The sequence below is a fragment of the Fulvivirga aurantia genome, from assembly GCF_009711475.1.
In the GTDB taxonomy this organism is placed as follows: domain Bacteria; phylum Bacteroidota; class Bacteroidia; order Cytophagales; family Cyclobacteriaceae; genus Fulvivirga; species Fulvivirga aurantia.
Map to the genome: position 1 here is coordinate 1 of NZ_SMMD01000136.1, position 671 is coordinate 671.

General features: G+C 37.4%; 1 protein-coding gene. It reads right to left on the minus strand.

The annotated features are described in order from the left end of the window. The coding region (locus E1176_RS00350) for a glycosyltransferase family protein (protein WP_185152474.1) at positions 1-630 on the minus strand (630 nt) is incomplete at its 3' end. Between the last annotated feature and the right edge of the window lie 41 nt (positions 631-671).

Sequence of the window (671 nt, forward strand, 5' to 3'; positions counted from 1 at the left end):
TAACACTTGCCTTTCTTCCAAAACAGATGCTTCATCAAAGCGAGTCAAAGCGAGTCCCACATTATATTTTCTGGCCCAATAATCGTCCTCAGAAATACCATAGCAGGTTATAAAAGGTAATCCACATAAAAGATATTCCGCTACTTTTGTAGGTGATCTAAATCTTTGCGAAGGTTTAGGGGGAATTGCACAAATACCCATATCAGCGGCACTTAAAAATGAAGGAACTTCTTCTATGGGTATAAAGGGTCTTATAACGTAGTCTTTTTTCGAAATATTTTGTCGGCTAAACCACTCCTCTAACTTATTATGATCATAGTTGGTTGCTATTAAAAAAAAGCTATTTGGCATTATCTTTTGCACGGCTTTCAGCAGGTGTATTACATCTTCCTCATAATAAAGCCCTCCCAGCTTACCCAAGTAAATAAATACTTCACGATCCCGTATATTTAGCTCACTCCTAATTTTCTCTCGTGCTTCAGCATTAAACTTAAATACCTCAGGATCAACTGCTGTAGGTGCCCTAAAAACCTTTTTATTCAAATATTGCAGTTGATCCACCATATGACTCGTTCCAGTAATAATGGAGTGAGCATGGATAGCAACCATCTTCTCTAATTTATTGAGCAATTGAAACCTCAAGCTATTCCTTTTCCAGATACCCATATCTG